The 26,874-nt window shown below is 59.7% G+C and carries 24 protein-coding genes; 15 read left to right on the top strand and 9 right to left on the bottom strand.

Going from position 1 to position 26,874, the window contains the following annotated elements; translation table 11 throughout:
- Positions 1-9: 9 nt before the first annotated feature.
- The gene (ggt, locus tag GVN17_RS13620; protein ID WP_166595786.1) at positions 10-1,752 is read left to right on the top strand and encodes a gamma-glutamyltransferase; all 1,743 of its coding nucleotides are present in this window, start codon (positions 10-12) and stop codon (positions 1,750-1,752) included.
- Here ggt and GVN17_RS13625 read toward each other — a convergent pair.
- The 3 genes from GVN17_RS13625 to GVN17_RS13635 all read right to left on the bottom strand — a co-directional run bounded on the left by GVN17_RS13625 (position 1,734) and on the right by GVN17_RS13635 (position 3,844).
- Positions 1,734-2,072, bottom strand: a complete 339-nt coding sequence (locus GVN17_RS13625; protein WP_166595787.1) for a multidrug transporter — start codon at positions 2,070-2,072, stop codon at positions 1,734-1,736. The two genes, ggt and GVN17_RS13625, sit on opposite strands and share 19 nt — an antisense overlap.
- Before the next feature lie 107 nt (positions 2,073-2,179).
- Positions 2,180-2,992: a bifunctional DNA-formamidopyrimidine glycosylase/DNA-(apurinic or apyrimidinic site) lyase gene (mutM, locus tag GVN17_RS13630; protein WP_166595788.1), complete on the bottom strand. Its 813-nt coding sequence runs from the start codon at positions 2,990-2,992 to the stop codon at positions 2,180-2,182.
- A 39-nt stretch (positions 2,993-3,031) separates the two neighbouring features.
- Positions 3,032-3,844, bottom strand: coding sequence for an HDOD domain-containing protein (locus GVN17_RS13635; protein WP_166595895.1), 813 nt, complete (start codon positions 3,842-3,844; stop codon positions 3,032-3,034).
- 213 nt (positions 3,845-4,057) lie between these two features.
- On the opposite strand from GVN17_RS13635, the gene GVN17_RS13640 reads away from it, so the two are divergent.
- The 4 genes from GVN17_RS13640 (at position 4,058) to ilvD (ending at position 8,087) form a co-directional block, all read left to right on the top strand.
- Positions 4,058-5,254: a class I SAM-dependent rRNA methyltransferase gene (locus GVN17_RS13640; protein WP_166595789.1), complete on the top strand. Its 1,197-nt coding sequence runs from the start codon at positions 4,058-4,060 to the stop codon at positions 5,252-5,254.
- 40 nt (positions 5,255-5,294) lie between these two features.
- A complete protein-coding gene (locus GVN17_RS13645) occupies positions 5,295-5,471 on the top strand; it encodes a hypothetical protein (RefSeq protein WP_166595790.1) in 177 nt (58 codons plus the stop codon).
- Positions 5,472-5,505: 34 nt separating this feature from the next.
- A complete protein-coding gene (locus GVN17_RS13650; RefSeq protein WP_166595791.1) occupies positions 5,506-5,967 on the top strand; it encodes a transposase in 462 nt (153 codons plus the stop codon).
- A 272-nt stretch (positions 5,968-6,239) separates the two neighbouring features.
- On the top strand, positions 6,240-8,087 hold the full coding sequence (gene ilvD / locus GVN17_RS13655; protein WP_166595792.1) for a dihydroxy-acid dehydratase: 1,848 nt from the start codon (positions 6,240-6,242) through the stop codon (positions 8,085-8,087).
- A 225-nt stretch (positions 8,088-8,312) separates the two neighbouring features.
- Here the strand turns inward: ilvD and GVN17_RS13660 are convergent, their stop codons facing one another.
- Together GVN17_RS13660 and GVN17_RS13665 are read right to left on the bottom strand one after the other, a co-directional pair.
- Positions 8,313-9,368 (bottom strand): haloacid dehalogenase-like hydrolase, encoded by a 1,056-nt coding sequence (locus GVN17_RS13660; RefSeq protein ID WP_166595793.1) that lies wholly within the window; start codon positions 9,366-9,368, stop codon positions 8,313-8,315.
- Between the two features lie 291 nt (positions 9,369-9,659).
- Positions 9,660-10,172 (bottom strand): dihydrofolate reductase, encoded by a 513-nt coding sequence (locus GVN17_RS13665; RefSeq protein ID WP_166595896.1) that lies wholly within the window; start codon positions 10,170-10,172, stop codon positions 9,660-9,662.
- Between the two features lie 181 nt (positions 10,173-10,353).
- Between GVN17_RS13665 and GVN17_RS13670 the strand changes: the two genes are divergently transcribed.
- Both GVN17_RS13670 and GVN17_RS13675 read left to right on the top strand, forming a co-directional pair.
- Complete coding sequence (locus GVN17_RS13670) at positions 10,354-11,733, top strand: DUF2868 domain-containing protein (protein WP_166595794.1); 1,380 nt, start codon at positions 10,354-10,356, stop codon at positions 11,731-11,733.
- The gene (locus tag GVN17_RS13675) at positions 11,726-13,111 is read left to right on the top strand and encodes a DUF3482 domain-containing protein (protein ID WP_166595795.1); all 1,386 of its coding nucleotides are present in this window, start codon (positions 11,726-11,728) and stop codon (positions 13,109-13,111) included. The genes GVN17_RS13670 and GVN17_RS13675 overlap by 8 nt, the downstream gene beginning before the upstream one ends.
- A 156-nt stretch (positions 13,112-13,267) precedes the next feature.
- On the opposite strand, the gene GVN17_RS13680 is transcribed toward GVN17_RS13675, so the two are convergent.
- Positions 13,268-13,834, bottom strand: coding sequence for a phosphonate degradation HD-domain oxygenase (locus GVN17_RS13680; protein ID WP_166595796.1), 567 nt, complete (start codon positions 13,832-13,834; stop codon positions 13,268-13,270).
- A 172-nt stretch (positions 13,835-14,006) separates the two neighbouring features.
- Here GVN17_RS13680 and GVN17_RS13685 point away from each other — a divergent pair, with 172 nt between their 5' ends.
- Positions 14,007-14,462 (top strand): YkgJ family cysteine cluster protein, encoded by a 456-nt coding sequence (locus tag GVN17_RS13685; protein WP_166595797.1) that lies wholly within the window; start codon positions 14,007-14,009, stop codon positions 14,460-14,462.
- Positions 14,463-14,656: 194 nt separating this feature from the next.
- Here the strand turns inward: GVN17_RS13685 and typA are convergent, their stop codons facing one another.
- Positions 14,657-16,477 (bottom strand): translational GTPase TypA, encoded by a 1,821-nt coding sequence (gene typA / locus GVN17_RS13690; protein ID WP_166595798.1) that lies wholly within the window; start codon positions 16,475-16,477, stop codon positions 14,657-14,659.
- 140 nt (positions 16,478-16,617) lie between these two features.
- On the bottom strand, positions 16,618-18,072 hold the full coding sequence (gene thiI, locus GVN17_RS13695) for a tRNA uracil 4-sulfurtransferase ThiI (protein ID WP_166595799.1): 1,455 nt from the start codon (positions 18,070-18,072) through the stop codon (positions 16,618-16,620).
- Positions 18,073-18,403: 331 nt separating this feature from the next.
- On the opposite strand from thiI, the gene glnA reads away from it, so the two are divergent.
- The 6 genes from glnA to ntrC all read left to right on the top strand — a co-directional run bounded on the left by glnA (position 18,404) and on the right by ntrC (position 24,652).
- Positions 18,404-19,810 carry a glutamate--ammonia ligase gene (gene glnA / locus GVN17_RS13700; RefSeq protein ID WP_166595800.1) on the top strand — a complete coding sequence of 469 codons (1,407 nt, stop codon included), beginning with the start codon at positions 18,404-18,406 and terminating at the stop codon, positions 19,808-19,810.
- A 174-nt stretch (positions 19,811-19,984) separates the two neighbouring features.
- Positions 19,985-20,551, top strand: a complete 567-nt coding sequence (locus GVN17_RS13705) for a chorismate mutase (RefSeq protein WP_166595801.1) — start codon at positions 19,985-19,987, stop codon at positions 20,549-20,551.
- 132 nt (positions 20,552-20,683) lie between these two features.
- Positions 20,684-21,202 carry a DUF4124 domain-containing protein gene (locus tag GVN17_RS13710; protein WP_166595802.1) on the top strand — a complete coding sequence of 173 codons (519 nt, stop codon included), beginning with the start codon at positions 20,684-20,686 and terminating at the stop codon, positions 21,200-21,202.
- Between the two features lie 10 nt (positions 21,203-21,212).
- The gene (locus GVN17_RS13715) at positions 21,213-21,827 is read left to right on the top strand and encodes a DUF4124 domain-containing protein (RefSeq protein ID WP_166595897.1); all 615 of its coding nucleotides are present in this window, start codon (positions 21,213-21,215) and stop codon (positions 21,825-21,827) included.
- A 306-nt stretch (positions 21,828-22,133) separates the two neighbouring features.
- The gene (gene glnL, locus GVN17_RS13720) at positions 22,134-23,219 is read left to right on the top strand and encodes a nitrogen regulation protein NR(II) (protein WP_062385603.1); all 1,086 of its coding nucleotides are present in this window, start codon (positions 22,134-22,136) and stop codon (positions 23,217-23,219) included.
- Positions 23,216-24,652 carry a nitrogen regulation protein NR(I) gene (gene ntrC / locus GVN17_RS13725; protein ID WP_166595803.1) on the top strand — a complete coding sequence of 479 codons (1,437 nt, stop codon included), beginning with the start codon at positions 23,216-23,218 and terminating at the stop codon, positions 24,650-24,652. Before glnL ends, ntrC begins: the two co-directional genes overlap by 4 nt.
- A gap of 149 nt (positions 24,653-24,801) precedes the next feature.
- On the opposite strand, the gene mgrA is transcribed toward ntrC, so the two are convergent.
- Positions 24,802-25,839: an L-glyceraldehyde 3-phosphate reductase gene (gene mgrA, locus GVN17_RS13730; protein WP_166595804.1), complete on the bottom strand. Its 1,038-nt coding sequence runs from the start codon at positions 25,837-25,839 to the stop codon at positions 24,802-24,804.
- Positions 25,840-25,982: 143 nt separating this feature from the next.
- Here mgrA and GVN17_RS13735 point away from each other — a divergent pair, with 143 nt between their 5' ends.
- A complete protein-coding gene (locus tag GVN17_RS13735) occupies positions 25,983-26,831 on the top strand; it encodes a LysR family transcriptional regulator (RefSeq protein WP_166595805.1) in 849 nt (282 codons plus the stop codon).
- The last annotated feature ends 43 nt before the right edge of the window (positions 26,832-26,874 follow it).

Raw genomic sequence — 26,874 nt, forward strand, 5'->3', positions numbered from 1 at the left:
GAGATACGCATGACATTGAAGCTTACGTGGATACCGTCCTCGTTTGGCGCCACACTTTTTCTGTGCGCCCTCTCGGCTCACGGCAGCCCTGACCATCCCCGGCAGGCCGCCATTGCCAGCCCACACCCCATCGCCACCGCCGCCGGCCGAGAAATCCTGGTCGATGGCGGCAACGCGTTCGACGCCGCCGTTGCCATCAGCGCCACCCTCGCCGTGGTTGAGCCTTACGGTTCTGGATTGGGGGGCGGCGGTTTCTTTTTGCTCCGCCAGGCCGGAGAGCCGGTGCAGTACCAGTTTCTCGATGCGCGAGAAAAAGCGCCCTTGAAGTCCAGACTCAAGATGTTCACCCGCAACGGCATCGTGCAGCCGGACTTGTCCCTGAACGGCCCGCTGGCGGCTGCCATTCCGGGTTTGCCCGCCGCGCTGGTCGAACTCGCAGAACGTTATGGGCGACTGCCCCTCAGCATTTCCATGGCACCCGCCATTCGCATCGCCTATCGCGGGTTCAAGGTGGATGAGATCTATCGTGAACGCGCCAGTTGGCGACTCTTCGCGTTGCGGGCCAACAAAGAGAGCGCCCGGTTGTTCTTGCGCAACAACGATGTGCCGGACCTGGGCGAAGTCATCAAGCAACCGGAATTGGCCCAAACTCTCGACCGCCTGGCTGATAAAGGCCGCGCTGGTTTCTACAGCGGTCTGACGGCGCAATCGATGGTCAATGGCAATCGGGCGGCAGGCGGAATCTGGAATTACCACGACTTCGAAGAGTACGACGTCGTCACCCGCACGCCGCTACGCTTTCAACTGGCGGATCAGCGCGAATTGATCAGCGCCCCGCCCCCATCGGCGGGCGGCATCGCGCTGGCGCAGAGCCTGTACATGCTGCAACAGCTGCCGTGGCGCGAATCCGAAAAGGTGCAACGCGCCCATTACGTCGTCGAAGTGTTGCGCCGCGCTTACCGTGATCGGGTGTTGTTTGGCGACCCCGACTTTGTACCCAATCCCATTGCCCAAGTGCTGGCGCCTGATTATCTGCTCCAGCTCTCGACCAGCGTTGACCCTCACATGGCGACGCCGAACACTGCGTTGCCACCGGCGCCCCGCTGGCGGGAAGGCGACAACACCAGCCATTTCTCAGTGCTCGACGACGAAGGCAATGCCGTTGCGGCAACGCTGTCTCTGAACCTTCCGTTCGGCTCGACGTTTACGGTGCCCGGCACCGGCGTGATCCTCAACGACGAAATGGACGATTTCGCTGTCGATCCCAAAGGCAGCAACACGTACGGATTGGTGGGCAGTCAGGCCAACATCATCGAACCGGGCAAACGGCCGCTGTCGAGCATGAGCCCCAGTTTCATCGAAAGCCCGCATACCTTCACCGCTTTCGGCACTCCGGGAGGAAGCCGGATCCCGAGCATTGTGCTGCTGTCGATGCTGGAATACCTGGACGACCGGCCAGTGGCCCAATGGGTGTCGGCGCCGCGTTACCACCATCAGTACATGCCGGATGTGATGGAGTACGAGCCGGGGGCGTTTACCGCCGAAGAATTGAGTGACCTGCGCGAACGAGGCTACAAGCTCAGGGAAACGAAGCGCGATTTCGGTAACCAGCAAGTGCTGCTGTGGCACAAGAACAGCGCCAACGTCGAAGCCGCGAGCGATCCTCGCGGCGTAGGGATTTCAGCGATTTTCAGGCCCGATGCACCGCTGAGTCTGGTTCGGACCTGCGCGGATCAGTCGTGTTTGCCGTAGCCGCTGGTGGTGCAGCCGAGGCAGCGAACGAAGGCGGCCTTGCCGGGATCGACCACGAGAGCCTTGCCGGTGGCACCCAAATTGCCGCCTGCCGCCGCGAATGGCGAGGCCACGACAAACAGCGCCGCACCCGCGACCGTGGCGACGATCAGCAGCGGGCGGGCAATCAACAGGTCGCCGATCATGGCGTACGCCGGTGGGTTCTGGATTTCATAAACGGGGTCGCCGCTGCCTGAGGCTTCGACCTGCGCCATCGCCGGGGTCATCTGCAAGCCGAAAAACAAGGCCAGGGTGGCAGCGAGAATGCGAAACGGGCTCATGGCGTGATCCTTCAGGCACAGCGGAAAAGTGATGCTGCTCACTATAAACAGGGATTGGGGTTAAGCAAGGGGGCCATGCAGACCCTGCCCACAAATTCCGTCTCGTTTTACTTCTGACATTTCGGGCAAAACACGCTCGCCCGTTGCCCCAGCTTCACCTCGCGCATGATCGTCCCGCAGACCTTGCACGGCTCCTCGCCTCGGCCATAGGCGAACAACTCCTGCTGGAAATACCCCGGCTGCCCATCGCCGCCAATGAAGTCCCGCAGCGTGGTGCCGCCGCGTTCGATGGCCGCCGCGAGAATGCGCTTGATCTCAATCGCCAGCTTTATATAGCGGGCCTTTGAAATACTCTTGGCCTCACGGCGCGGATCGATGCCCGCCGCAAACAAGGCTTCGGTCGCATAGATATTCCCCACGCCCACCACTACGGCGTTATCCATGATGAACGGCTTGACCGCCATCGAACGGCCACGCGACAGCTCATACAACCGCAGCCCGTCGAACAGATCGGTCAACGGCTCAGGCCCCAGCCGAATCAACAACTCATGGTTGTGTGGGTCGAGGCTCCACAGCATCGCGCCGAAACGCCGCGGGTCGGTGTAACGCAGCGCCAGCCCCGACTCCAGCTCGATGTCCACATGCTCATGCTTGAGGGCAGGCAACCCCGCCTCGACCAGCCGCAAATTCCCGGACATGCCCAAATGGCTGATCAACGTGCCGACTTCGGCCTGGATCAGCAGGTATTTGGCGCGTCGCTCGACCACCACGATCTTCTGGCCAGACAACCGTACGTCCAGGTCTTCCGGAATCGGCCAGCGCAGGCGGCGATCACGCACGATCACGCGGCTGACGCGCTGGCCTTCGAGATGGGGCGCGATGCCCCGACGAGTGGTTTCGACTTCAGGTAATTCAGGCATGGGGCGGCTCGATAGCGGGTGAAACGCGAGCGCGCAAACTCAGTGTGCGCTCAGTTCTCGGATACTTTCTTTGAGGTTTTCGAAGTCGTAGTCGGACAGGCCAACGTAATCCAGAACCAGGTGACCAATGCTGTTCCACTCATGGTCCACCGCCTGATTACCCAACACCCGATGCGATGAGCAAATGTGTTCGGCCATTTTCAGGATCGCCAGCAGGTTCTTCAGCGGCGCGTTACGGCCCGACTCTTCCTGGAAAATCGCCAATGCATTGTGGTGGTTAGCGATGGCATTGCTCACATGTTCAGGTAAACGCCAGGATTTGGCCGTGAAATAGCCGACAACCGCATGGTTCGTGTTGAGAATGTGATTTTCCGTATCCACCACGCGCCGGTCCGGCCCCGCCTTGGCGTAAGCCTCTTCCAGCACATTCATGTACTCGGGGAAGCGCTTGAGCATCAGTGGCACACCGCAGTCGTGAAACAGACCGAGCGCGTAGGATTCGTCCACAGTTTGCGAGCCGATTCGCTTGGCCAGCGTCAGACTGGTCATCGCAACGTCTTGGGCGGTGTCCCAGAAACGATTGAGCACCACGATCGTCTCGTCGGTCATCTCGCCCTTGATCGACTGCGCGTTGATCAGGTTGATCACCGAGCGGCTGCCCAGCAGGTTCACTGCACGCTGAATCGACGCGATTTTGTTCGCGAGACCGTAGTGAGGGGAGTTGACGATCTTAAGCAAGGCGCCGGAAAGCCCCGGGTCCTGTGCGATCAACCGGGCGATCACACCCAGATCAGGGTCGGGCATGTACTGCTCCATCTGCAAATCGACCATGATTTGCGGCTGGGGCGGCACGCTGATGCCTTGCAACGCCTGCTGAATCTGCTCGGAAGTAAGCTCTTGGGACATAAGTACACACTCAAGGTCAGGGGGCGATTCTAACCCTTACCGCCCATGCTTCGACAACCGCTGAAACACTCTTTGGTCCCGACAGACCGCCTACAGGTAAATTCACCCGAGCGAGCGCGCAGCGGTATAATCCCGCTCTTTTTTCCCCGGAGCGACGTCATGTCCCTGCCTAGCTTGCGCCTCAAGCCCAACGCCGACCGTCGCCTGCGCGCCGGTCATTTGTGGATTTACAGCAACGAGATCGACGTTGCCGCCACCCCGCTCAATGGCTTCGCTCCAGGCGCTCAAGCCATTCTTGAGGCGGCAGGCGGCAAGCCGCTCGGCATCGTGGCCATGAGCCCGAACAACCTGATCTGCGCGCGACTGCTGTCTCGCGATATCAAGTTGCCACTGGATAAATCCCTGCTGGTGCACCGCCTGAACGTCTGCCTGTCCCTGCGCGAGCGCCTGTTCGACAAGCCGTTCTATCGCTTGGTCTACGGCGACTCCGACCTGCTGCCAGGCTTGGTGGTTGACCGTTTCGGCGACATTCTGGTGGTGCAATTGGCATCGGCCACCATGGAGCAACACAAGGACGACGTGCTGGCTGCGCTGATTCAAGTGATCAAGCCAAGCGGCATTCTGCTGAAAAACGACTCGGCCGCCCGTGACGCCGAAGGCCTGAACCGCTATGTGGAAACGGCGTTCGGGCTGGTACCGGAGTGGGTCGCGCTGGAAGAAAACGGCGTGAAATTCGAAGCGCCGGTGATGGAAGGCCAGAAAACCGGCTGGTTCTACGACCACCGCATGAACCGCGCGCGCCTGGCGCCGTACGTCAAAGGCAAGCGCGTGCTGGATTTGTTCAGTTACATCGGCGGCTGGGGCGTGCAAGCGGGTGCGTTCGGCGCCAGCGAAGTGTTTTGCGTCGACGCGTCGGGCTTCGCCCTCGATGGCGTTGAGCGCAACGCTGGCTTGAACGGCTTTGCCGAGAAAGTCACCTGCATCGAAGGCGATGTGTTCGAAGCCCTTAAAGAGCTGAAAAACGCTGAAGAGCGCTTCGACGTGATCGTGGCCGACCCGCCCGCCTTCATCAAACGCAAGAAAGACCTCAAAAACGGCGAAGGCGCCTACCGCCGCCTGAACGAACAGGCCATGCGCCTGCTCAGCAAAGACGGCATCCTCGTCAGCGCCTCCTGTTCGATGCACCTGCCGGAAGACGACCTGCAGAACATCCTTCTGACCAGCGCCCGCCACCTTGACCGCAACATCCAGCTGCTGGAACGCGGCGGCCAAGGCCCGGATCACCCGGTCCACCCGGCGATCCCGGAAACGCGGTATATCAAGAGCATCACCTGCCGGTTGTTGCCGAACAGCTAAGCGGCGATACGCGGGACGCCATCTCTTGTAGGAGCGTGGCTTGTCCCGCGATCTGTTGCGCAGCAACAGCAATCCCGGATCCCGCGATTCTCCTGAAACACCGCAATCGCCTGATTTTACTGCCGGCCCCCGGCAGATCGCGGGACAAGCCACGCTCCTACAGGTCTGCGATTTTCTGAAACATAATCTGGCGGCCTTAAGCGCTGTCAGCTTCTAACGTTGTCCTCAACATTTATTAATGGGGCAATGCTTTGGATGACACGACGTCGGGTACCTGTCGGCTCCGCCTAGGGCGCTTCTCTGAGAGCGGCCGCATTTATCTTTTAACCAGTGTTACGCGCAATCGCATACCGTTCTTCGGCGACTGGAGAAAGGGACGACTGCTAGTGAACGCGTTTCGTCAGGCAGAAGACGAAGGCGCCGCACGGTCTCTTGCATGGGTGGTCATGCCTGATCACTTCCATTGGCTGATAGAGCTCCAGACCGCTTCATTGCCTATTTTGATGTGCAAAGCCAAGTCACGAACGGTGCGGGCATTTAACGTTGCAACCGGAAATCAGCACCGCCTCTGGCAGAAGGGTTATCACGATCGGGCCGTGAGGAAGGAGGAGAATCTCTTGGCTATCGCCCGGTATATCATCGCGAACCCGATCAGAGCAGGGCTTGTAAAGCGAGTCCATGACTACCCCCTGTGGGATGCCATCTGGATCTGAGGCTGCTGCGCAGCCTATCGCGGGGCAAGCCACGCCCTACGCTCTCACACCTACCAGGCAACGCTTGCCCATTCCCTCACGCCCTCACAGGTGTAGAATCGCCCTATTCATCGCCAATCATCCCCCGGCGGGTTTATGAGCTCCGGTCGAGCGCGCAGTGATCCTGTGACGTCGCCGACCTCATCCGTAACGGCAGCGACCTGTCGCCGTTGCAATGGACCAAGAGAAGCTCACTCCCTTACTGAACCTGATTAGCCGCCCGGAGTGCTCCAATGCCTGATTACCGCTCGAAAACGTCTACCCACGGCCGCAACATGGCCGGCGCGCGTGCCTTGTGGCGTGCGACGGGGATGAAAGACGAAGACTTCAAGAAACCGATCATCGCCATCGCCAACTCCTTCACCCAGTTCGTTCCGGGCCACGTGCACCTGAAAGACCTGGGTCAACTGGTTGCCCGCGAGATCGAGAAAGCCGGCGGCGTGGCCAAGGAATTCAACACCATCGCGGTCGATGACGGCATTGCCATGGGCCACGACGGCATGCTGTATTCGCTGCCAAGCCGCGAGATCATCGCCGACTCGGTCGAGTACATGGTCAACGCCCACTGCGCCGACGCCATTGTCTGCATCTCGAACTGCGACAAGATCACCCCCGGCATGCTGATGGCTGCCCTGCGGCTGAATATCCCGGTGATCTTCGTGTCCGGCGGCCCGATGGAAGCTGGCAAGACCAAACTCGCCAGCCACGGTCTGGACCTGGTTGACGCGATGGTCATCGCCGCCGACTCCAGCGCCTCCGACGAGAAAGTCGCCGAATACGAGCGCAGTGCGTGCCCGACCTGCGGTTCGTGCTCCGGCATGTTCACCGCCAACTCGATGAACTGCCTGACCGAAGCCCTGGGCCTCGCCCTGCCAGGCAACGGTTCGACCCTGGCCACTCACAGCGACCGCGAGCAGCTGTTCCTGCAGGCTGGCCGCACCATCGTCGAGCTGTGCAAAACCTACTACCGCGACAACGATGACTCGGTACTGCCGCGCAACATCGCCAACTTCAAAGCGTTCGAAAACGCCATGACGCTGGACATCGCGATGGGGGGCTCGACGAACACCATCCTGCACTTGCTGGCCGCCGCTCAAGAAGCCGAAATCGCCTTCGACCTGCGCGACATCGATCGCCTGTCGCGCAAAGTGCCGCAACTGTGCAAAGTGGCGCCGAACATCCAGAAGTACCACATGGAAGACGTGCATCGCGCTGGCGGTATTTTCAGCATCCTGGGTTCGCTGGCCCGTGGCGGACTGCTGCACACCGACCTGCCGACCGTGCACTCCAAGTCGATGGAAGAAGCCATCGCCAAGTGGGACATCACCCAGACCGACGACGAAGCGGTCCATCACTTCTTCAAGGCCGGTCCTGCTGGCATCCCGACGCAAACCGCGTTCAGCCAGTCGACCCGTTGGGACACGCTGGACGACGACCGCGAGAACGGCTGCATCCGCAGTGTTGAGCACGCCTACTCGCAAGAAGGCGGCCTGGCTGTGCTGTACGGCAACATCGCGCTGGACGGCTGCGTGGTGAAAACCGCCGGTGTGGATGAGTCGATCCACGTGTTCGAAGGCAACGCGAAGATTTTCGAAAGCCAGGACAGCGCCGTGCGCGGCATCCTCGCCGACGAAGTGAAGGCTGGCGACATCGTGATCATCCGTTACGAAGGCCCGAAAGGCGGCCCGGGCATGCAGGAAATGCTGTACCCGACGTCCTACCTGAAATCCAAAGGCCTGGGCAAAGCCTGTGCACTGCTGACCGACGGCCGTTTCTCTGGCGGGACTTCCGGTCTGTCCATCGGCCACGCTTCGCCGGAAGCGGCGGCGGGTGGCGCGATTGGTCTGGTGCGTGATGGCGACAAAGTGCTGATCGACATCCCGAACCGTGGGATCAATCTGTTGATCTCCGACGAAGAAATGGCGTCCCGTCGTGCCGAGCAAGATAAGAAAGGCTGGAAACCGGTCGAAGCGCGTCCGCGCAAAGTGACCACCGCCCTCAAGGCCTACGCCCTACTGGCGACCAGTGCCGACAAAGGCGCCGTGCGTGACAAGGCGCTGCTGGACAAGCTGGTGCCGTGATCGGCGCCTGACGTTGCGAATGAAAAAACCCGGCAGCGATGCCGGGTTTTTGTTTTGCACGGTTTCATGCTCGGCACATGACCTGTAGGAGTGAGCTTGCTCGCGATGGTGGTGTATCAGGTTCAAATACAATGATTGGCACAACGCTATCGCGAGCAAGCTCACTCCTACAGGTTCTTTATGTGCCTCAATGCCGCAGTCAGGCTGCGGCACCTACGCCTTTGATTACTGAATCTCATCCGGCTTGACGATCACCCAGTTCTTGTCCGCCGTTACGGGCAACCCTTCCTTGGCCTGTGCCTCGGCGTTGGACTTCATCATGCCGTTGAGCTGGGTCATGTATTTGTCCTTGCGGTTGACCCACAAGTGCACGCCGCCCTTGGCCACATCGACGCTGTGAAACAGCATGTAGCCGTCGCTGCTCGGGGTGTCGCCACCCACCAGCACGGGGTTTTTCCATTGATCGATGTAGGTCAGGATCGCCGCCTGCTTGCCCGCCATCCAGGTCGCGGGGGTCCACAGATAAGGCGTCAGCTCAAGATTGAGGTTGGCCTTTTCGTCGTACTTGCCTGCCGTGATCTGCTTGCGTGCGGTGGTCAGCTCGCCGGTCTCGCGGTTTTTCAGCAGCGTGGTCACGCCGATGACGTTCTGCGGTTTGACGTTATAGCCGTACTTGGGATCGGCCGCGACCATGCGCACCAGTTCCTCGGACGCAGCGGTCATCACGTAGACCTCGATGCCGTTCTCCATCAGCTTGTTGTACAGCTCGGCCTGGCCCGTGAAGACCTTCGGCGGCTGCACTTCTATGGTCTTGACCACATCGCCTTCGTAATAGGTGCTCGGTACCGGCTTGCCCGAGGCCATCAGCTCATCGACGTAGCCTTTGAGCTCTTTGAGCGTGAAGCCGGAGAACACCTGCGCGACCCATGGATAGCAGACCATGTCGTCGATTTCGCAGAGGCGATAGTAGTAGCTGAACAGGCTTTCCTTGTGTTCAGCGGTGTCCTTGAACGGGATCAGCTTGAGGGAAGGATCGAGCTTTTCGCGGGTCAGCAGACCTTTGTTTTCCAGATACGGCAGCAGCGACTCTTCCAGGTCGTAGCGGTAGCTGGTGTTGTCCATGTCGAACACCGCGAAATTACCCTTGTTGGCATTCGCCGCGATCATGGCATCCAGCTGTTTGGCCGCAGGCTCCGGCCAGTGCTTCAATTCCGTCGAAAACGCCTGACCGGCAAGGCCCAGACAGACCGCAACGGCCAACAATTTTGGTGCGAGCTTCATAACGGTATCCTCCCCTTTATAAATTCGAGGCTGGACCGTAACAAAAAGTAATGACTGTTTTAATGCGTCAGCGACGGTGCGCGTTCTGATGGCGTCATGTTCATTGCCGATCACGACAGATGACGCAAAAGCGACATATTTGTTACAAGCCTGTGGCGTTGGCGACGTAAACCTGTGAGCTCATTCATTCGCGAATCGGCGTGCAGGTAGGCACATCTTTGTCGCCTGATCCATTTTTCGCGAATGAATTCGCTCCCACAGTTTGGATGAGGGGCAGGCGCAGGATTTGTTCTACCTTCGCTCCCACACCTCAAAGCTGTACGCAGGCTTGTCATCCACCGCCGGGTTCTCAGTGTTGGAAACCAACTGCCACTGCGCCTGATCGAACTCGGGGAACCACGCATCCCCTTCAGGGCTCAATGCCACGCGAGTCAGGTATAGACGATCTGCCTGCGCCAGCCCTTGCTCATACAGTTGCGCGCCGCCAATCAACATGACTTCGCTCACACCCTGCTCGGTCGCCCACGCTTCGGCACGCTCAACGGCGGCGTCCAGTGAGGTAAACACTTCGGCGCCTTCCAATTGAAGGTCCGCCTGGCGAGTCACCACGATGTTCAACCGGCCTGGCAACGGACGGCCCAGCGAATCCCAGGTCTTGCGCCCCATGATGATCGGCTTGCCCAGCGTGGAGGCCTTGAAATATTTGAAATCCCCCGGCAAATGCCAGGGCATGGAATTGTCGACGCCGATGACCCGGTTTTCACCGAGGGCGGCAATCAGGCTGAGGGGGAGATGTTTTTTCATGGCGGCGAGGATAGCAGTACCCATGCACACACGCATGCAGGTATGCACGGATGCATAAGATGCGATCGGTTGTAGGAGTGAGCTTGCTCGCGACAGCGGTTGTCCTAAGTTGCAACTGCTTGACTGCGCGAGTCAGCCTCAGCGGTTATGCTCACTTCTGATTTCACCAACGAGACGCCGTGTGACTGCACTGACCCCACTCGATGAACTCTGGCTGACCGAAGCGGTGCGCCTGCGCGAGCAACACGCAGGCCCGCTCGATGACGACGAAGCCAATCGCCGCGCCCGCGTGACAGGGGGCGACTTGTTGACACGCATCAAACACCGAGCCCGCTGGCTGGCCGAGCGCGACGGCATGCTCGCAGCGCTGCGCCACTGGAAACAGGGCGCGCGACTGTCGCTGATCGTGTTGGCCATTTTCGCGGTGATCAGCGGGGCCGGCCTGGCGTTCGCAGCGCTGGGCAACGGCCAAGCCCCAGTCAACGTGTTCTGGGCCCTGGGCAGTTTGTTGGGCGTGAACCTGATTCTGTTGATCAGCTGGCTGCTGGGCCTGTTGTTCGCTGGGGAAAGCGCGGCCAGCCTCGGAAGGCTTTGGTGGTGGCTCAGCGAAAAACTCGCCCGCGATGCTCAAGCAGCGCAACTGGCCCCCGCCCTGATCCTGCTGTTGCAACGCAAACGACTGAATCGCTGGCTGCTTGGCGCCTGTGTCAACGGGCTCTGGCTGCTGGCCCTGCTCAGCGCTCTCACCTTGCTGCTGTTGCTGATGGCCACCCGGCGCTACGGGTTTGTCTGGGAAACCACGATTCTCGGCAGCGATACGTTCGTCAATCTCACTCAAAGTCTCGGTACGCTTCCGTCGCTGCTGGGCTTCAGCGTACCGACCGAAGACATGATCCGTGCCAGCGGCGACAACGTGCTGATGATCGAGAACGCCCGACAGGCCTGGGCAGCTTGGCTGGTGGGCGTTCTCGTCGTGTACGGCATTGCCCCTCGTCTACTGCTGGCCCTGTTCTGCTATGGCCGCTGGCGTGCAGGCCGCAAGCAATTGGCGCTGGACCTGAGCGAGCCTGGCTTCGTCGAGCTACGCGAACGCTTGATGCCGAGCAGCGAGCGGCTGGGGATCAACGACGCCGCGCCCGCCTCGTTGCACTCGGTGCAACCCGGCCCTTCGGTCACTGACAGCGAGGGCGCGTTGCTGGTCGCCATCGAGCTGGATGATCAACGCGTCTGGCCGCCGACGCTGCCCGGAAACGTGGCCGACGCAGGCGTCCTCGACAGCCGCGAATCCCGCCGTAATCTGCTTGACCAACTGACCCGCTACCCGCCCGCACGCCTCGTGATTGCCTGCGACCCCCGCCGCTCGCCTGATCGCGGCAGTCTTGCGCTTATCGCCGAAATGGCACGCTGCGCGACAGCCACGCGGGTCTGGCTGCTGCCCCCGCCCGACGGTGAAGCGCTGGACGCCGACCGGTTGGACGACTGGCACGTCGCGCTGGGACCGTTGGAGCTGACGTGGACCGACAGCGCGCCACTGAATTGGCTGGAGACCGGACATGACTGAAGGATCAAAAGCGCGCCCGCTGAAACTGGCCGTGGTCGGGCACACCAACGTCGGCAAGACTTCACTGCTGCGGACCCTGACCCGCGACGTCGGCTTTGGCGAGGTATCCCACCGCCCCAGCACGACGCGGCACGTGGAAGGGGCGCGCTTGTCGGTGGACGGCGAAGCGTTGCTGGAACTGTACGACACACCTGGCCTGGAAGACGCCATCGCCCTGCTCGACTTTCTGGAGCGCCTGGATCGTCCTGGCGAGCGCCTCGACGGCCCTGCGCGATTGGCCCGATTTCTCGAAGGGAGCGAAGCCCGACAGCGCTTCGAACAGGAAGCCAAGGTGTTGCGCCAGTTGCTGGCGTCGGACGCGGGGCTTTACGTGATCGACGCTCGCGAACCGGTCCTCGCTAAGTATCGTGATGAACTGGCAGTCCTGGCCAGTTGCGGCAAACCGCTGTTGCCGGTGCTGAATTTCGTCAGCAGTTCGCAGCATCGTGAGCTGGATTGGCGCGAAGCTCTTGCTCGGCTGGGCCTTCATGCTTTGGTGCGTTTCGACAGCGTGGCGCCCCCGGAAGACGGCGAGCGGCGGCTGTATGAAAGCCTGGCTCTGCTGCTGGAAAATTCGCGCCCACAACTGGAGCGGCTGATCACTGATCAGCAGGCTCAACGCGAGCTTCGTCGCCACAGCGCCGCACGTCTGATCGCCGAGTTATTGATCGACTGCGCGGCCTGTCGGCGCAGCGTCTCGACAGAGGCCGATCACGTGCAGGCCGCCATTGACGACCTTCGCCAGTCAGTCCGCCAGCGCGAGCAACGATGTGTCGAGGCGCTGCTGAAGCTTTATGCGTTTCGTCGCGAAGATGCGTTGGCCAGCGATCTACCGTTGCTGGACGGACGCTGGGGCGATGACCTGTTCAACCCGGAAACCCTGAAGCTGTTGGGCGTGCGGGTTGGCAGCGGCATCGCGGCCGGTGCAGCGGCGGGCGCAGGCGTAGACCTGCTGGTCGGGGGCATCACCCTGGGTGCGGCGGCGTTGGTCGGAGCGATTGCCGGAGGCGCCCTGCAGACGGCGCGCAGTTATGGCGGGCGCTTGCTCGGCAAACTGAAGGGCCAACGTGAATTGACGGTAGATGACGCGGTGCTGCGACTGCTGGCCCTGCGTCAACGGCAACTGCTGCTGGCGCTGGAGGCGCGGGGCCACGCAGCGATGGACAGCATCAGACTGGATGCGCCGCAGGACAAATCCTGGCGCGAAGGCAAACTGCCAGACGCGCTGCGCAAAGCACGGGCGCACCCGCAATGGTCGTCGCTGAATCCGCATGCGAAGCTGAATCAGGCGGAGCGGCAGGAGCAGGTTGAAGGCCTAGCCGAAATAGTAATTCGCTGACCCAACCTGTTGAGAACTGGTGCACGGGGTCCTGTCGTCACCGAAACCCTGTGGGAGCGAATTCATTCGCGAAAAATCTTACATCCGATACATATCTCGCGGATGTACCGGCCAATCGCGAATGAATTCGCTCCTACAGAAAGCCGCGTCACTCACTCAAGCATTAACCAGCAGCGCCAGCGCCTTTTCCTTCAAAATTTTCAGATCGATCACCGGCACATTCATCTCTTTCGCCCTCTCGTCCCACTGCCGCATCCGCAGGCTCACACCACACAACGGGTCTTGTTCGAAGGCGGTCGCCTCGGCCTCGCTCATCACGCCACCTTGGTATTCCAGCGTGCGGCGGCTCGCTTCGCTGAGTTGCGCGTAATAGCCGGGTTGGCGCAGGGTCAGGTAGCGCTTCGCCTGAACGTGGTACTCGACCAACTTGGCGACGCGCTCGCTGAACCCGCATTTGCGCAGGTAATCGGCGCCAACACGCTCGTGACTCGCCACGCCATAGCCGCCCATACTCGACGCGTCCAGATCGTGATCGCAGATGTGGCCAATGTCGTGAAAGAACGCCGCCAGCACCACTTCGTCGTCGTACCCCTCACCCAGCGCCAGTTGCGCGGACTGGGACATGTGCTCGATCTGCGACACCGGCTCGCCGATGTAATCGTCGCTGCCCCGTTGCAGGTACAGATCAAAGACCTCGTTGACCACGTGCTGTGCCTGTTGCATGACTCCCCCTCAATTCAGCCTCGTTCGCTTGGCCACCCACGCTACCCGCCCTGTGTTGCCGAGTCGTGGCAGCCACGCGCTTTGCCGACAGTCGCGTCGATCAAATTGCGATAGGGGAAATGCCCGCGGCCCGGTATGATCGCGCGCCCGATACACCCGGAACCCCACGCTCATGAAGCCCACTTTGATCGCCGCCGCCGAAATCGACCGTCTCGAAACCTGGCAGAAATATTCCAGCCACATGTGCGGAGGCTGCGTGTCCAGCTGCTGCACCCTGCCTGTGGAAGCGAAGATCAAGGACCTGATCCGCATCGGCATCGTGGACGAGTTCGAGCAGGGCGATAACCCGAAGAACATCGCCAAGCGTTTGCAGAAGGAAGGCATTGTCGAGCGCTTCAACCAGAAGTCGGGGATCTTCACGCTGCAGCGCATGAGCAACAACGACTGCCTGTATCTGGATCGCAAGAGCCGACTGTGCACCATCTACGACAAGCGTCCCGATACTTGCCGCAATCATCCACGCATCGGCCCGCGCCCTGGTTATTGCGCGTACAAGCCGAAAGAAGTCGTGCGCGAAAAGAGCGGCACGCTGAGCTCGAACTCAGGTCGGGTGCCGTTGAAGTTCTAATCCAGGCGCCCGGTAACCCCTGTGGGAGCGAATTCATTCGCGAAAAATCGTACAGCCAATGAAGATGTGTCGGCTGTTGCGGCCCTTCGCGAATGAATTCGCTCCCACAGTTAGAGTTTTTAATTTCAGCGTGTACACAAACAAAAACGCCCCCGGCCTTTCGACCGGGGGCGTTTTCGTTCAGCCGGGGCTAGTTACACCTTGGCTTTCTTGGCAGCGCGGGTACGCTCGCTTTCGTCCAGGATCTTCTTGCGAAGACGGATGGACTTAGGCGTGACTTCGCACAGCTCGTCTTCCTGGATGTATTCCAGAGCCTGTTCCAGGGTGAAGCGAACAGGTGGGACCAGAGCGATGGTTTCGTCTTTACCCGAAGCACGCATGTTGTCGAGCTTCTTGCCCTTGGTAGGGTTGACACCCAGGTCGTTGTCGCGGCTGTTCTGGCCGACGATCTGACCGTTGTAGATCTCTTGACCGTGTTCTACGAACAGCTTGCCACGAGCCTGCAGGGTTTCCAGGGAGTAGGTCAGCGCCTTGCCGGTTTCAACCGAAACCAGAACGCCGTTCTGACGGCCGGACATGTGGCCCGACTTCACTGGAGCGTAACGGTCGAAGATCGAGGTCAGGATGCCAGCACCGTTGGTCAGGGTCAGGAACTGGTTACGGAAACCGATCAGACCGCGAGCAGGGATGTTGTATTCCAGACGAACACGGCCCTTGCCATCCGGCACCATGTTGCTCAGGTCGCCTTTACGCAGACCCATTTCTTCCATGACCTTGCCCTGGGATTCTTCAGGGATGTCGATGGTGACGTTTTCGAACGGTTCCTGCTTCACGCCGTCGATTTCACGGATGATCACTTCAGGACGGCCCAGGGCCAGCTCGAAGCCTTCGCGACGCATGGTTTCGATCAGAACCGAGAGGTGCAGCTCACCACGGCCGGAAACCTTGAACTTGTCAGCCGAGTCGCCTTCTTCAACGCGCAGTGCAACGTTGTACAGCAGCTCTTTGTCCAGACGGTCCTTGATGTTACGGGACGTCACGAACTTGCCTTCTTTACCGCAGAATGGCGAGTCGTTGACCTGGAAGGTCATGGAAACGGTTGGCTCGTCAACGGTCAACGGCTTCATCGCTTCAACGGCGGTCGGGTCGCACAGGGTGTCGGAGATGAACAGCTCTTCGAAGCCGCTGATGCAGACGATGTCGCCGGCCGCTGCTTCTTCGACGTCGACGCGGTGCAGACCGTGGTGACCCATCAGTTTCAGGATACGGCCGTTGCGACGCTTGCCGTCAGCGCTGATCGCCACAACCGGGGTGTTCGGCTTGACGCGACCACGCGCGATACGGCCAACACCGATGACGCCCAGGAAGCTGTTGTAGTCCAGTGCCGAGATTTGCATCTGGAAAGCGCCATCACGGTCAACTTTCGGAGCAGGCACGTGATCGACGACCGCCTGGTACAGCGGGGTCATGTCTTCGGCCATGTCGGTGTGGTCCAGACCGGCGATGCCGTTGATGGCCGAAGCGTAAACAACCTGGAAGTCCAGTTGTTCTTCGGTCGCACCCAGGTTGTCGAACAGGTCGAAAATCTGGTCCAGAACCCAATCCGGACGCGCGCCCGGACGGTCGATCTTGTTGATGACCACGATTGGACGCAGGCCGGCTTCGAACGCCTTCTTGGTCACGAAACGGGTTTGCGGCATAGGGCCGTCTTGAGCGTCGACCAGCAGCAGAACGGAGTCAACCATCGACATCACGCGCTCTACTTCACCGCCGAAGTCGGCGTGGCCCGGGGTGTCCACGATGTTGATGTGGTAGCCATTCCAGTTGATCGCGGTGTTCTTCGCGAGAATGGTAATACCGCGCTCTTTCTCCTGGTCGTTGGAGTCCATCACGCGTTCGTCGTTGAGCTCGTTGCGCTCAAGGGTGCCGGACTGGCGCAGAAGCTTGTCAACGAGGGTAGTTTTACCGTGGTCAACGTGAGCAATGATGGCGATGTTGCGTAGATTTTCGATCACTTGTGTATCTCGATCAGAGGATTCGGTCAGCTGAATAATCTTAGACAGCTATGAACAATGGAGCCGGCGAAAGCCGTTACGGCTGACGACTGGTGTCGGGGGGCCGGTGACGCAAGCCACAGGCAAACAGCCCCGGGCACTTAGCTCGGTCGATAAACGCGCACATTGGCATGCCCCTCACTGAGCAGATGATGAGCATGCAGGCGACTCATGACGCCTTTGTCGCAATAAAGCAGGTACTGGCGCGTGTCATCCAGTTCCTTGAAACGGCTGTTCAATGCAAAGAACGGCAACGTTTGTACTTCGACGCCTGACAGGTCAAGCGGGCGATCCTCGGCTTCATCCGGATGCCGGATGTCGATGACCACTTGCCCGGCCAGCGCCTGACTGACTTCTTCGACCTGGACGTCCTGGCCCAATTCCTCGATCACGCGATCGATGGGCACCAGACGGGCGTTTTCGAGCGCACGCTCAAGCACGGCCATGTCGAACTCTTTTTCTTCATGCTCGACGCGGTGGCGTTTGGCCGCAGTCTTTGGATTGACCGAGATCACACCGCAGTATTCAGGCATGTGCCGGGCAAAATCGCCGGTGCCGATCTGATCGGCCTGGTCGATGATGTCCTGCTTGTGACTGGCGATCAGCGGGCGCAAGACCAGCTTTTCCGTCACGCAATCGATGACCGACAGGTTGGGCAGCGTCTGGCTGGACACCTGGGAAATCGCTTCGCCGGTCACCAGCGCGTCGATTTCCAGCCTGTCGGCAATGTTGGTCGCAGCGCGCAACATCATACGCTTCAATACTACGCCCATATGACTGTTATCGACTTTTCCGAGAATTTCTCCCAGAACTTCCTCGAACGGTACGCTGACGAACAGCACCCGCTGCGAGCTGCCGTACTTCTTCCAGAGGAAGTGCGCGACTTCCATCACGCCCAGCTCGTGCGCCCTGCCGCCGAGATTGAAGAAGCAGAAATGGCTCATCAAGCCGCGACGCATGATCTGATAGGCGGCCACGGTGGAGTCGAAGCCACCGGACATCAACACCAGCGTTTGCTCAAGTGAGCCCAATGGATACCCGCCGATGCTGTCGTGCTGACTGTGGATCACGAACAGGCGCTGATCACGAATCTCGATCCGGACCTCGACCTCGGGTGCTTTGAGGGAGATACCGGCGGCATTACATTCACGACGCAGCTTGCTGCCGACGTACTTCTCGACGTCCATCGAGCTGAAGTCGTGATGACCGGCGCGCTTGCAGCGCACCGAAAAAATCTTGCCGGGCAAGGCATCACCGAAGTGCAGCTTGCACTTCTCGTAGATGTCATCCATGTCGCCCAGCGGGTACTGATCGACCTGCAGGAAATGTGCGATGCCCGGCATGCAGCTCAGGCGCTCAGTCATTTCCTGCAAGACTTTCGCATCTTCGACCTTGGTTTCGACCTCAAGGTTGTCCCACACGCCATCCACCACCAGCGCCGGGTCCAGATCACGGAGCACGGTACGGATGTTCTTGGCCAGCTGCTTGATGAAGCGCTTACGCACAGGCCGGCTTTTGATGGTGATTTCCGGGAAAACTTTAACGATTAGTTTCATGAAAACAGCGCGCAAGGAGCCGGTCGAAAAAGGGGGGCGCGGATTATAGCGGAAATTGCTCAAGGTTTAACCAGTTATCGTATAGCCGATCATCAGTGCACCAAAATAGGACTGTATACAATCCTAAAGCACCATAAAGGTGCGCTGTTTTTCACAAATGCGACGTTTAACGCGCCAAAACCCGGCATTTTCCGATGAAAACCCAACACGGGGCACTGGCATGCAAATTGCTCCCTTGTGAGGCAGGTTGCCTTGGCCGACTATCGCGCCCGGCATCACCCATATTTAGGGGCTAACAACTACCCGGCCCTAATCCACCCCGGAGGACAACATGTCGAAGTCGGTTCAACTCATCAAAGATCATGACGTTAAATGGATTGATCTGCGCTTCACTGACACCAAAGGCAAGCAGCAGCACGTCACCATGCCAGCGCGTGACGCACTGGATGATGACTTCTTCGAAGTCGGCAAGATGTTCGACGGTTCCTCCATCGAAGGCTGGAAAGGCATCGAAGCTTCCGACATGATCCTGCTGCCAGACGACGAAACCGCCGTCCTGGACCCGTTCACCGAAGAGCCGACCCTGATCCTGGTTTGCGACATTATCGAACCTTCGACCATGCAAGGCTACGATCGCGACCCGCGCGCCATCGCTCACCGCGCTGAGGAATACCTGAAGTCCACCGGTATCGGTGACACTGTATTCGTCGGTCCAGAGCCAGAATTCTTCATCTTTGATTCGGTCAAGTTCAAGTCCGACATCTCCGGCTCCATGTTCAAAATCTTCTCCGAACAAGGTTCGTGGATGACCGACCAGGACGTAGAAGGCGGCAACAAAGGCCACCGTCCAGGCGTCAAAGGCGGCTACTTCCCAGTGCCACCGGTCGACCACGACCACGAAATCCGTACCGCAATGTGCAACGCTCTGGAAGAAATGGGCCAGATCGTTGAAGTACACCACCACGAAGTGGCCACTGCGGGTCAGAACGAAATCGGCGTGAAATTCAACACGCTGGTTAAAAAGGCTGACGAAGTCCAGACCCTGAAATACGTTGTCCACAACGTTGCTGACGCCTATGGCCGCACCGCGACCTTCATGCCGAAACCTCTGTACGGCGACAACGGTTCGGGCATGCACGTCCACATGTCCATCGCCAAAGATGGCAAGAACACCTTCGCAGGCGAAGGCTATGCCGGCCTGTCCGAAACCGCGCTGTTCTTCATCGGCGGTATCATCAAGCACGGTAAGGCCCTGAACGGCTTCACCAACCCGGCGACCAACTCGTACAAGCGTCTGGTCCCAGGCTTCGAAGCGCCAGTCATGCTGGCCTACTCGGCCCGTAACCGCTCCGCTTCGATCCGTATTCCTTACGTCTCCAGCCCACGTGGCCGTCGTATCGAAGCACGTTTCCCGGACCCGGCAGCCAACCCGTACCTGGCCTTCGCAGCTTTGCTGATGGCCGGTCTGGACGGTATCCAGAACAAGATTCACCCTGGCGACGCAGCTGACAAAAACCTGTATGACCTGCCACCTGAAGAGGCTGCAGAGATCCCACAAGTGTGCGGCAGCCTGAAAGAAGCCCTGGAAGAGCTGGACAAAGGTCGTGCGTTCCTGACCAAAGGCGGCGTATTCAGCGATGACTTCATCGACGCGTACATCCACCTGAAGTCGGAAGAAGAAATCAAAGTACGCACTTTCGTACACCCACTGGAATACGACCTGTACTACAGCGTCTGATCCCGTAGGGTCGCGACAGCGGCTTGAAAAAAGAGGCCTCCTTCGGGAGGTCTTTTTTGTGCCTGCGAAAAATGGGCCTGTGGTATTTGTTTATCGCGCTTTCAGGGGATTTTTCTGGATACTGCTCGGCTCGCCGGCAGGCTGTATGCCGCCATCACCTCCAAGGACTTTCAAATGCTGAAATCGCTCTGGCTCACGCTCCTGCTCTCTTTTTTGCTGATCGGCTGCACCAGCGGGTCTCCTACTGTCACCACCCCGGTCGAAGTACAGGCACTGCTGAACACGATCACCCAACGCCTCAACATCGCCAACGACGTAGCCCTGAGCAAGTTCTACAGCGGCAAGCCAGTGCAGGACTCTGAGCGTGAGCGCCAGGTGATCGCCAATGCCGAGTCCCAGGCTGCCACCTATCGCCTCGACACAGGCGATGTCCGCGCATTCATGACGGCGCAAATCGAAGCGAACAAGGTCGTGCAGTACGGGCGGATTGCGCAGTGGCGTGAAACCGGGCGGGCACCGGCGCAACCGGCGGCCAGTCAGATGGCGGGAATCCGGACGCAACTGGATGCGCTGCAACCGCAGATGATGAAAAACCTGGCTGCATTCGTGCCGCGTCGAAACGACAGCGCCTGCTCAAGCTGGCTGCTCGCCGAGATTCAGCGCCAGACCACCGATCCCGTCATGCTCAAGGCACTGGAACAGGCGACTGACGGGTTGTGCAAGGCACAGCCGAAAACCTGACGGATTAACGTTTCGACACACTCAGCGGGTGACACTGCCCTTCGGGTTTTGCTCTATGCTGGCGCCTGTGCCCGGCAGCCTCGTCTGCGCTGCGCCAGTTGTCGTTCTCCTGATCGTGGTAACGGAGTTTTCATGCGTCAAAGCCTTGCCCTTGTGCTGCTGTTGTTGGCACTGCCCGCAGCTGCCCAGATCTACAAATACACCGACGCCAACGGCAATACGGCTTTCACCAACCAGCCGCCCGACGGGGCGAAGGTCCAGACGGTGGACCTGCCTCCGTTGAACAGAGTCGGGACCACCGCACCACCCGCGAGCTCATCACCCGTCCAGAATCAGGCGCAGCCGGTCAGCGCGTCTTACCAGACGCTGCAACTGACCGATCTGCCAAACGACGAAGCCTTACGGGCCAATAACGGCTCGTTTCTGGTCGGTGTGATGATTCAGCCACGTCTGCAAGCCGGGCATCAGTTGCAATTGCTGGTGGACGGCAGACCTTACGGCGCACCGACCAACGTGCCGCGGATTCAGGTCACCGACCTGGACCGGGGCGAACACAGCCTGTCCGTTCAGGTGCTGCAAGGCGCCCAGGTCATTCAGCAGAGCCAGACCATTAACTTGACCGTGCAGCGAGTTCATGTCGGCAAACCCTAAACACGTCTGGCTGCATTGGGCGCTGATCTGTGTGCTGATGCTCATCGGCCACTCTGCCGTCGCCGAGGTTTATACCTACATTGATGCAGAGGGGAATCGGGTCTTCACCGATCAGCCGCACAAGAATGCGAAAAAGGTCGATATTGCCCCGAGCAACCAGATCAGGTCAGCCCCTAAAAAGCCCAGCCAGGCCTCCAGCGCCAAGCCCAAACCGGGACCGTTATTTCACTACCAGTTGCTGCGCATTCTCGCGCCGGAGCCGGACAGCACGATTCGCGACATCCAGGGCAACCTGATCGTGACGGTCACCAACGATCCTGAGCTGCAACCCGGCCACGTCTACCGGCTGCTGCTCGACGGAAAGGTTTATGGCGATGCGGGGCGCAGCCCGGTGTTTCCGTTGACCAACATTGATCGCGGAACGCACCAGCTGTCGATCGAGATCGTGGATCAGTATGGTCGCGTGGCCGAACGCACGCCCAACCAGCCGTTTCACATGATGCGGATTTCACTCGCACAGAAGCGCCTCGCCAATCCTTGCAAGAACGAGGAGTACGGCGTGCGCCCAGAATGTCCGATCAAGGACAAGCCACCTGAAGAGAGCAGCATCCTGCCTTTTTTCTAACGCCCTCCCTAAAGCGGCTAAGCTCCATAATGGTGCACAACCTGAACAGGCGCTCCGATTAAAACCCCATTTTGGTTCACGATTCGCAAGCCGCTGCTCAATCTGCGCGCCTGCCGTCCAAAAAACGACCGAAACACTCCATTCGACGCTTCTTTTCGGAGCTTGGTTTGGTTTTTGCATTTTCCACACAATCAGCAGGAATTTTAGCGCCATCCGCCGTCTTCCACCGCTGGCGAAGACCAATCAGCGCCTGCACGTCTGGGCCTATTCCCTTGTGCAATGAGCCAAAAGAGGTCAACGAGATTCATGACAATCAGCGACACGTTGCACCGACTGTTACTCGACAACCTGACCACTGCCACGATTTTGCTCAACTCGGACTTGCGTCTGGAGTACATGAACCCGGCTGCCGAAATGCTGCTGGCGATCAGTGGCCAGCGTAGTCACGGGCAGTTCATCAGTGAGTTGTTCACCGAGTCCGCCGAGGCTCTGAGTTCACTGCGCCAAGCGGTGGAACAGGCGCACCCGTTCACCAAGCGCGAAGCCATGCTGACTGCGCTGACCGGCCAAACGCTGACCGTCGATTACGCCGTGACGCCGATTTTGTCGCAAGGCGAGACCATGCTGCTGCTTGAGGTTCATCCCCGTGATCGCCTGTTGCGCATCACCAAGGAAGAGGCCCAGCTATCCAAGCAGGAAACCACCAAAATGCTGGTGCGTGGCTTGGCGCATGAAATAAAGAACCCCCTCGGTGGAATTCGTGGGGCCGCGCAGTTGTTGGCGCGTGAGCTGCCGGAAGAGAGCCTTAAGGACTACACCAACGTCATCATCGAAGAAGCCGACCGCCTGCGTAATCTGGTCGACCGGATGCTGGGCTCGAACAAGCTGCCGTCACTGGCGATGACCAACGTCCACGAAGTGCTGGAGCGTGTGTGCAGCCTGGTCGAGGCCGAAAGCCAGGGTTGCATCACGTTGGTGCGCGACTATGACCCAAGTATCCCTGACGTGTTGATCGACCGGGATCAAATGGTCCAGGCGGTGCTTAATATTGTGCGCAACGCGATGCAGGCCATCAGCGGGCAGAACGAACTGCGCTTGGGTCGGATCAGCCTGCGCACCCGTGCGATGCGTCAATTCACCATCGGCCATGTGCGCCATCGGCTGGTGAGCAAGATTGAAATCATCGATAACGGTCCCGGCATTCCCCCGGAACTTCAGGAAACGATTTTCTACCCCATGGTCAGTGGCCGTCCGGACGGTACCGGGCTGGGCCTTGCCATCACCCAGAACATCATCAGTCAGCACCAGGGGCTGATCGAGTGTGACAGCCATCCTGGCCACACCACTTTCTCGATCTTCCTGCCGCTGGAACAAGGAGCAGCTTCGACATGAGCCGTAGTGAAACTGTCTGGATCGTCGACGACGACCGTTCCATCCGCTGGGTACTGGAAAAGGCCTTGCAGCAAGAAGGCATGACCACGCAGAGCTTCGACAGCGCCGATGGCGTGATGAGTCGTCTTGCGCGCCAACAGCCGGACGTGATCATTTCCGACATCCGCATGCCCGGCGCCAGCGGGCTGGACCTGTTGGCGCGGATTCGCGAACAGCACCCGCGCCTGCCGGTCATCATCATGACCGCGCATTCGGACCTGGACAGTGCCGTGGCCTCGTATCAAGGCGGCGCCTTCGAATACCTGCCCAAGCCTTTCGACGTCGATGAAGCGGTTTCGCTGGTCAAGCGCGCCAATCAGCACGCTCAGGAACAACAGGGCATGGACGTTGCGCCAACCCTGACCCGCACCCCGGAAATCATCGGCGAAGCCCCGGCGATGCAGGAAGTGTTTCGCGCCATCGGGCGTTTGAGCCATTCCAACATCACGGTGTTGATCAACGGCGAATCGGGGACCGGTAAAGAACTGGTAGCTCACGCCTTGCATCGCCACAGCCCGCGTTCGGCCTCGCCGTTCATCGCGCTGAACATGGCGGCGATCCCGAAAGACCTGATGGAATCCGAGCTGTTCGGTCACGAGAAAGGCGCTTTCACCGGCGCTGCGAACCTGCGTCGCGGACGTTTCGAACAGGCTGACGGCGGCACGCTGTTCCTCGACGAAATCGGCGACATGCCGGCCGACACCCAGACCCGCCTGTTGCGCGTACTGGCCGATGGCGAGTTCTACCGCGTGGGCGGCCACGTGCCGGTCAAGGTGGACGTGCGCATCATCGCGGCGACTCACCAGAATCTGGAAACGCTGGTTCAGGCCGGGAAATTCCGTGAGGACCTGTTCCACCGTCTGAACGTGATTCGCATCCACATTCCGCGCATGTCCGACCGTCGCGAGGACATTCCGACCCTGGCCAGGCACTTCCTGAGCCGCGCCGCGCAGGAGTTGGCGGTCGAGCCGAAGCTGTTGAAGGCCGAGACCGAGGAATACCTCAAGCACCTGCCATGGCCGGGCAACGTGCGTCAGCTGGAAAACACCTGCCGCTGGATCACGGTCATGGCCTCGGGCCGCGAAGTGCACATCAGCGATCTGCCGCCGGAGCTGCTGAGCCTGCCGCAAGATGCCGCCCCTGTCACCAATTGGGAACAGGCGTTGCGTCAATGGGCCGATCAGGCGTTGGCGCGCGGACAGTCCAGCCTGCTGGACAGCGCCGTGCCGACGTTCGAACGCATCATGATCGAAACCGCCCTCAAGCACACCGCAGGCCGTCGTCGCGACGCTGCTGTATTGCTGGGCTGGGGCCGCAACACCTTGACCCGCAAGATCAAGGAATTGGGAATGAAGATCGATGGTGGGGATGATGATGAGGGGGATGAGGGTTAAGCCCTGCCCTCAATCATCGGGAACACCTTGCCATTGTAGGAGTGAGCTTGCTCGCGATCTGTCAGTCGCCTTCGAGGTGACTGAGCCAACGCATCGCGAGCAAGCTCACTCCTACAGGGTCCGCATTTCAAATCAAGCGGATCTGTGCGTTATTCAGCCGACGACGGCTTTTCCCACAGGTTGATCCCGCCTTCCACCGCGAACCGGTCGATTTCGGCCAGTTCTTCCTTGCTGAACACCAGGTTATCCAGCGCCCCGACGTTCTCGATGATCTGCTCCGGACGGCTTGCGCCAATCAGCGCGGAGGTCACGCGAGGGTCGCGCAAGGTCCAGGCCAGCGCCATTTGCGCCAGGCTTTGGCCGCGACGTTTGGCGATCTCATTCAACGCACGGACGTGTTCGATGTTCTTCTCGGACAGGTGCGACGCCTGCAATGAACCACCGCCTGGGCGATTGACCCGCGCATCTTTCGGAATACCGTTCAGGTATTTGTCCGACAGCAGCCCTTGGGCCAGCGCTGTAAAGGCGATGACGCCCGAGCCCAGCTCGTCTGTCGTGTCCAGCAGGTCTTTTTCCACCCAACGGTTGAGCAGGTTGTAGGCCGGTTGGTGAATCAGCAGCGGCACTTTCCACTCTTTCAGCAAACCCGCAATTTCTCGGGTCTTGGCGCCCGAGTAAGACGAAATCCCGATGTACAGCGCCTTGCCTTGCTGAACCGCCGTGGCCAGCGCACCGGCAGTCTCTTCCAGTGGGGTGTCAGGGTCGAAGCGGTGCGAATAAAAGATATCCACATAATCGAGACCCATGCGCTGCAGGCTCTGGTCGAGGCTGGCCAGCACGTATTTTCGCGAACCGCCGCCCTGGCCATAAGGGCCTGGCCACATGTCCCAACCGGCTTTGGTGGAGATAATCAGCTCGTCGCGGTATGGCTTGAAGTCTTCGCGCAGCAAACGACCGAAGTTGACCTCGGCGCTGCCGTAGGGCGGGCCGTAGTTGTTCGCCAGGTCAAAGTGGTTGATGCCCAGATCGAACGCAGTGCGCAGCATGGCGCGCTGGGTTTCTATCGGCGTGCTGTCGCCAAAGTTGTGCCAGAGGCCCATGGACAGCGCTGGGAGCACCAGGCCGCTGCGGCCCACGCGGCGATACGGAACGCGCTCGTAGCGATTTTCGGCAGCAATGTAAGTCATGCAGTCCTCTCTTCTTTTTGAATGGCATGGAGCGATAAGAAGTGTCGATGGATACGTCGTAGCAGAAGCGATAAAGCGAGTATATTCAGCCCTCGTGACGCTCGAAAAATGCTTTATTCCTCTCGCTGACATCGGTTTCTGATATGGATATGCGTCAACTCAATGCGTTCATCGCCGTGTTCGAAGAGCGCAACATTACCTCGGCGGCGCAGCGCCTGTTCACCAGCCAGCCTACGCTGTCGGTCACCATTCGCCAGCTCGAAGACGCGCTGGGGACGACGCTGTTTCAACGTCTGCCACGGGGCGTCGAGGTCACCGACGATGCGCGCACGCTTTACCCGCAGGCCCGTCGGTTGCTGGCGGAAGCCCTGGCGCTGAGCAATCAGTTTCGCCAGCGCAATGATCGGCTGACGCTGGAAATGGGCGTCGAAAGCGAGATCGCTGCCAGCCATCTTGAGGCGTTTTTGGCGATGGCCTATCGCGTCGTGCCCAACCTGCTCCTTACCTTGCACGATGGGTGCAGCGGCGATGCGCGGTTGTCGGTGGAAGAGGATTGTTGCGAGGACGAACTGTTCTTGCCGCTGTGGGAAGAGCCTTTCGTGCTAGCCCTTTCAGCGAGCCACCCATTGGCAGATCAGCCTCATCTGGATGAAGCCGACCTCGCCAACGTGCAATGGATCACCTGCCCTTCTCACCCTTCCCACCAGCGATTGATGGAGTTGTACAACCGCAGTTCGGGTTCAGTGGTGGCGACCGCAGGTTCGATGACGCTGGCATTGCGTTTGGTGGCGGCTGGGGCGGGGTTGGCGATGTTGCCGGACTCGATGGTGAGTCACCACGCGGGAGTCATTTCCCGTCCAGCGCGCATGCCCAGCCTGATTCGTCGGGTGGGCTTGTGCTACGCGGCGCAGGCACTGGATGTGCCAGCGCTGCGGTTGTTGCACGGGCATTTGCAGGGTGCGCCTGATCTCGAATCGGTACACACCCTGTAGGCGTTAACTGAAATCTGTGGGAGCGAATTCATTCGCGAAAGAT

Source organism: Pseudomonas sp. SLFW, assembly GCF_009905615.1.
Lineage (GTDB): Bacteria > Pseudomonadota > Gammaproteobacteria > Pseudomonadales > Pseudomonadaceae > Aquipseudomonas > Aquipseudomonas bambusae.